This is a genomic window from Caldimonas sp., from assembly GCF_046289365.1.
Lineage (GTDB): Bacteria > Pseudomonadota > Gammaproteobacteria > Burkholderiales > Burkholderiaceae_C > Caldimonas.
Genome location: NZ_JBKBVU010000218.1, coordinates 1 through 4,904 on the forward strand (window position 1 = coordinate 1; position 4,904 = coordinate 4,904).

The window sequence follows — 4,904 nt, forward strand, 5'->3', positions numbered from 1 at the left end:
GTTGCGTGCTGGATTCCACCTGACCGAAGGGAATGTTCTTCGCATCCTTGATGTGCCCTTGGGCGAATTCGGCCGGCTCGGAGACGTCGATGACCACGCCCTTCTCGCGGTTGATCAGGCGCACCGCCTCGCTGGGACTGACCGCGCTGCCGGCCACGCCGCGCGTGACCAGCGGCCACACGAGCATGCCGCCGGAGACGAAGGCGGCCAGGATGAGGATCCAGTTGTTGATGAAGAAGTCCACGGAAACGTCCGCCCTTGGTGACTGGGGGCGCGGCAGGCCGCGCCGGGTTGCAACGGGGGCGGATTATAGAATTTGCGGTTTTCCCGCCGGGCCGGCCGGCCCGTTTCATCGTTTGCCTCGCGAGGAGATTGCCCGCATGTACAAGCTCGTGCTCATCCGCCATGGCGAGTCCACCTGGAACCTCGAGAACCGCTTCACAGGCTGGACCGACGTGGAGCTCACGCCCACCGGCGTGGAGCAGGCCAAGCAGGCCGGGCGGCTGCTCAAGGAAGCGGGCTTCGATTTCGACGTGGCCCACACCTCGGTGCTCAAGCGCGCCATCTGGACGCTGTGGCATGTGCTGGACCAGATGGACCGCACCTGGCTGCCGGTGATGAACTCCTGGCGCCTCAACGAGCGCCATTACGGTGCGCTGCAGGGCCTGAACAAGGCCGACATGGCCCGGCAGTACGGTGACGAGCAAGTGCTGATCTGGCGCCGCAGCTACGACACGCCGCCGCCGGCGCTGGATCCCAACGATCCGCGCGGCCAGCGCAACGACATCCGCTATGCGCGTCTGCGCCCGCAGGAGATCCCGCTGACCGAGTGTCTGAAAGACACGGTGGCGCGCGTGCTGCCTTACTGGAACGAGACCCTCGCCCCGGCGATCCGTGCGGGCCAGCGTCTGGTGATCGCGGCGCACGGCAACAGCATCCGTGCCCTGGTGAAGTACCTGGACGACATCTCCGACAGCGACATCGTCGGCGTGAACATCCCCAACGGCATCCCGCTGGTCTACGAGCTCGACGCCGATCTGAAGCCGATTAGGAGTTATTACCTGGGCGATCCCGAGGCTGCCGCCAAGGCCGCGGCAGCCGTGGCCAACCAAGGCAAAGGCTGATTGCGCCGGTCCACTCAGGCGGCCAGTGCGGCTTCGATGGTCTGGCGTGCGTGCTGGGCCAGCGCACGCCGATCCGCATGGCGCGAGCCCAGCGGATCGAGCAACTGCACTGTCACCCGCAATCCGTCGGCACGAGCCACCCACCACAGCGACTGCACGATCGTGGTGTCGCCCACATAGGCCACCGCCGAGCTGATCGCCTCCCGGTGGTCGCTGTAGCGCAGCGCAATGGGTTGCACCGGCGTGCCGGTGGCAATCGCCGCCTGCAGCAGGTTGGCATGGAAGGGCAGCAGTTGATGGCCCGTGCCCGTGGTGCCCTCCGGGAAGACGGCCACGGTGTCACCGTCGTGCAGGGCCTGCGCGAGCTGGTGCACCACACGCAGCGCATCGCGGCGCTTCTCGCGCTCCAGATAGAGGGTGCCGGCGGCCGTCACGAGCCGGTGGAGCACCGGCCAGTGGCGCACCTCGGCTTTCGAGACGAAACGCGCCGGTGCCGTGGCATTGATGGCCACGATGTCCAGCCAGGAGATGTGGTTGGCCACGAACAGCTTGGCACCCGGGCGCGGCGTGCCCTGCACCACCAGCGTGATGCCCAGATGGCGCAGCAGTGCACGCGACCACCACCGCACCCGCTCGCGCCGAGCGGCGGCGTCGAGCACGCCGAAACGCCAGCGGACGATGGCCAGACCATGCAGCACATGCACGGCCACTCGGAGCAGGCGCCAGGCGGCGCGCAGCGAACGCAGCATCCTCAGGCAGCCACCGGATCGAGTTGCTCGGCCGCCTCGAAGGCCACCTGTCCGGCCACCACGGTGTAGCGCACCCGTCCGGGCAGTTCGTAGCCGCTGAACGGCGTGTGCCGGCCCTGGCTGCGCAGGGCCTCGGGCCGCACCTGCCAGCGGGCCTGCGGATCGAAGATGCACAGGTCGGCCACGCCGCCTTCGACCAGGCGGCCCGTGCTGGAGGCCAGCGAGCCCAGGGCCTCGCCCAGCACCCGCACCGGCTCGCTGGTGAGCACCGCCAGCGGCCGCATGAGGCCCACACCGCTTTCCTGGCCCCACTTGAGCGCCAGGCTCAGCAGCAGCTCCAGCCCGGTGGCTCCGGGCTCGGCCTCGCCGAAGGGCAGGGTCTTCTGGTCGTCGTCGACGGGGGTGTGGTCGCTCACCAGGGCATCGATGGTGCCATCGGCCAGGGCCTCACGGATAGCGTCGCGGTCGCGCTGCTGGCGCAAGGGGGGGGTCAGGCGCATGTCGGCATTGAAATAGCCGATGTCCACGTCGGTGAGGTGCAACTGGTTGATGCTGACGTCACAGGTGACCGGCAGCCCTTCGTCCTTGGCGGCGCGCACGAGGGCCAGGCCCGCCGCACTGCTCAGGCGGCACAGGTGCACGCGGGCACCGGTGGCCCGCACGAGCTCGAAGATGGTGTGCAAGGCGATGGTTTCGGCGATCACCGGCACGCCGGACAGGCCCAGGCGCGTGGCCACCGGCCCGCTGGCGGCCACGCCTCGGCCCAGGTGGGCATCCTGGGGACGCAGCCACACGCTGTAGCCGAAGGTGGCGGCATATTGCAGCGCGCGCATCAGCACCTGCGTGTCGGCCAGCGCCACCTCGGCCTGCGAGAAACCCACGCAGCCGGCCTCGGTGAGTTCGGCCATCTCGGTCAGCGTGGTGCCAGCCAGTTGGCGCGTGAGCGCCCCCAGTGGATAGACCCGCGCCTGGTTGAGGTTGCGGGCGCGGAACTTGAGCATCTCGACCAGGCCGGGTTCGTCCAGCGGCGGGTCGGTGTCGGGCGGACAAACCAGGCTGGTGATGCCGCCGGCCACGGCCGCGGCCATCTCGCTTTCGAGCATGCCTTCGTGTTCGTGTCCGGGCTCGCGCAGCCGCGCGGCCAGATCGACCAGACCGGGTGCCACCACCAGGCCACGCGCGTCGATCGTGCGGTTGGGATGAAAGTCGGGACTCACAGTGCCCAGCGCGACGATGCGGCCCGCGGCGATGGCCACGTCGCCCAGGCGGTCGGTGTTACTGCCCGGATCGAGCAGGCGGCCGTTCTTGATCAGGATCTTCATGCTTCGTTTCCGGCAATGATGGACATCACGGCCATGCGCACGGCGATGCCGAAGGTCACCTGCGGCAGGATCACGCTCTGGGCGCCGTCGGCCACCGCCGAGTCGATCTCGACGCCGCGGTTGATGGGCCCGGGGTGCATCACGATGGCATCGGGAGCCGCCCAGGCCAGCTTGTCGGGTGTGAGGCCGAAGCTCTTGAAGAACTCGCCGGCACTGGGCAGCATCGCGCCGCTCATGCGCTCGTTCTGCAGACGCAGCATGATGATCACGTCGGCGCCCTTGAGGCCCTCTTTGAGGTCGTGGCACACGCGCACGCCCATCTCGCGCAGGTCACCTGGCACCAGGGTCTTGGGGCCCACGGCACGGATCTCGGGCACGCCCAGGATGGACAGCGCATGGATGTCCGAGCGCGCCACCCGTGAATGCACGATGTCGCCGACGATGGCCACCGTGAGCTTCGTGAAGTCGCGCTTGTAGTGCCGGATGGTGTACATGTCCAGCAGGCCCTGCGTGGGGTGGGCATGGCGGCCGTCGCCGGCATTGACCACGTGCACATGCGGCGCGCAGTGCTGGGCGATGAGATAGGGTGCCCCCGATTCGCTGTGGCGCACGACGAACATGTCGGCGTGCATCGCACTGAGGTTGGCGATGGTGTCGAGCAGGCTTTCGCCCTTGGCGGTGGACGAACGCGCGATGTCGAGGTTGAGCACGTCAGCCGACAGGCGCTTGGCCGCGATCTCGAAGGTGGTGCGCGTGCGCGTGCTGTTCTCGAAGAAGAGGTTGAACACGCTCTTGCCGCGCAGCAGTGGGACCTTCTTGACCTCGCGCTCGTTCACGCTGAGGAAGGTGCCCGCGGTATCCAGGATGTGATGGATGACGTCGCGCGGCAGCCCCTCGATGGACAGCAGGTGGATGAGTTCGCCGTTCTTGTTGAGCTGCGGATTGCGTTTGTAGAGCATGGGGGCGTCGTTCCTGTGCTCAAAGCTGGGCGGTCTGGATGTCGAAGCTGAAGTGGCCGGCCTCGTTGCGGGCCAGGCGCAGGCGCTGGGTGGCCGGCAGCGTCACCCGCACGGCGGAAAAAGCCGGCTGGATGGGCAGCTCGCGCCCGCCCCGGTCGACCAGCACGGCCAGCGTCACGCTGGCCGGGCGGCCGAAGTCGAAGAGCTCGTTGAGCACGGCCCGCGTGGTACGCCCGGTGTAGAGCACATCGTCGATCAGCACGATGTGGCGGTCCTTGACCTCGAAGGGCAACTTGGTGTGATCGGCCGCGCCGGACAGGCCGCGCGAGCCGAAGTCATCGCGGTGCAAGGCGCTGGAGATCACGCCGTGCTCGCCACTGAGGCCCAGGTCGCGCTGCAGGCGTTCGGCCAGCCAAGCCCCGCCCGACCACACGCCCACCAGCACGGCATCGGGGCGCAGCAGCGGGCGCACACCCTGGCGCAGTTCGACATAGAGCGCCTCGGCATCGAGGTGGAGCATGGTCATGCAGGGGTCTCCCGGGTGGCCTCGCGCAGATACTGCTCGAGGATGAGGCAAGCGGCCGCCGCATCGGCATCGCGCGCGCCGGCGGCCAGCGCCTCGGTGGTGGTGTAGCGCTCATCGACCTCGTGCACCGGCAGGCCGAAACGGCCATGGAGCTGGCGCGCAAAGCGCCGGGCGCGACGCGTGTTCTCGTGCTCGGCGCCATCGGGGTGGAAGGGCACCCCCAC

Annotated in this window: 7 protein-coding genes; 1 reads left to right on the plus strand and 6 read right to left on the minus strand. The window is 68.5% G+C overall.

Annotated features, from left to right (window positions below):
• Window positions 1-244 (minus strand): rhodanese-like domain-containing protein (locus ACK42S_RS15615; protein WP_409709598.1); only part of this gene is annotated, 244 nt, incomplete at its 3' end.
• A gap of 136 nt (window positions 245-380) precedes the next feature.
• Between ACK42S_RS15615 and gpmA the strand changes: the two genes are divergently transcribed.
• The gene (gpmA, locus tag ACK42S_RS15620) at window positions 381-1,124 is read left to right on the plus strand and encodes a 2,3-diphosphoglycerate-dependent phosphoglycerate mutase (protein WP_409709601.1); all 744 of its coding nucleotides are present in this window, start codon (window positions 381-383) and stop codon (window positions 1,122-1,124) included.
• Window positions 1,125-1,138: 14 nt separating this feature from the next.
• On the opposite strand, the gene ACK42S_RS15625 is transcribed toward gpmA, so the two are convergent.
• The 5 genes from ACK42S_RS15625 to ruvX all read right to left on the minus strand — a co-directional run.
• Complete coding sequence (locus tag ACK42S_RS15625) at window positions 1,139-1,873, minus strand: lysophospholipid acyltransferase family protein (RefSeq protein ID WP_409709604.1); 735 nt, start codon at window positions 1,871-1,873, stop codon at window positions 1,139-1,141.
• A 2-nt stretch (window positions 1,874-1,875) separates the two neighbouring features.
• On the minus strand, window positions 1,876-3,195 hold the full coding sequence (locus ACK42S_RS15630) for a dihydroorotase (RefSeq protein WP_409709607.1): 1,320 nt from the start codon (window positions 3,193-3,195) through the stop codon (window positions 1,876-1,878).
• Window positions 3,192-4,154, minus strand: coding sequence for an aspartate carbamoyltransferase catalytic subunit (locus tag ACK42S_RS15635; protein WP_409709610.1), 963 nt, complete (start codon window positions 4,152-4,154; stop codon window positions 3,192-3,194). Before ACK42S_RS15635 ends, ACK42S_RS15630 begins: the two co-directional genes overlap by 4 nt.
• A 19-nt stretch (window positions 4,155-4,173) precedes the next feature.
• On the minus strand, window positions 4,174-4,680 hold the full coding sequence (gene pyrR / locus ACK42S_RS15640; RefSeq protein WP_409709613.1) for a bifunctional pyr operon transcriptional regulator/uracil phosphoribosyltransferase PyrR: 507 nt from the start codon (window positions 4,678-4,680) through the stop codon (window positions 4,174-4,176).
• Window positions 4,677-4,904 (minus strand): Holliday junction resolvase RuvX (gene ruvX / locus ACK42S_RS15645; RefSeq protein WP_409709616.1); only part of this gene is annotated, 228 nt, incomplete at its 5' end. The genes ruvX and pyrR, both read right to left, overlap by 4 nt.

Excerpts from the sequence above, each read along its gene's own strand:
- gpmA (WP_409709601.1), top strand. The coding sequence starts at position 381 with ATGTACAAGCTCGTGCTCATCCGCCATGGCGAGTCCACCTGGAACCTC.
- ACK42S_RS15625 (WP_409709604.1), bottom strand. The coding sequence starts at position 1,873 with ATGCTGCGTTCGCTGCGCGCCGCCTGGCGCCTGCTCCGAGTGGCCGTG.
- ACK42S_RS15630 (WP_409709607.1), bottom strand. The coding sequence starts at position 3,195 with ATGAAGATCCTGATCAAGAACGGCCGCCTGCTCGATCCGGGCAGTAAC.
- ACK42S_RS15635 (WP_409709610.1), bottom strand. The coding sequence starts at position 4,154 with ATGCTCTACAAACGCAATCCGCAGCTCAACAAGAACGGCGAACTCATC.
- pyrR (WP_409709613.1), bottom strand. The coding sequence starts at position 4,680 with ATGACCATGCTCCACCTCGATGCCGAGGCGCTCTATGTCGAACTGCGC.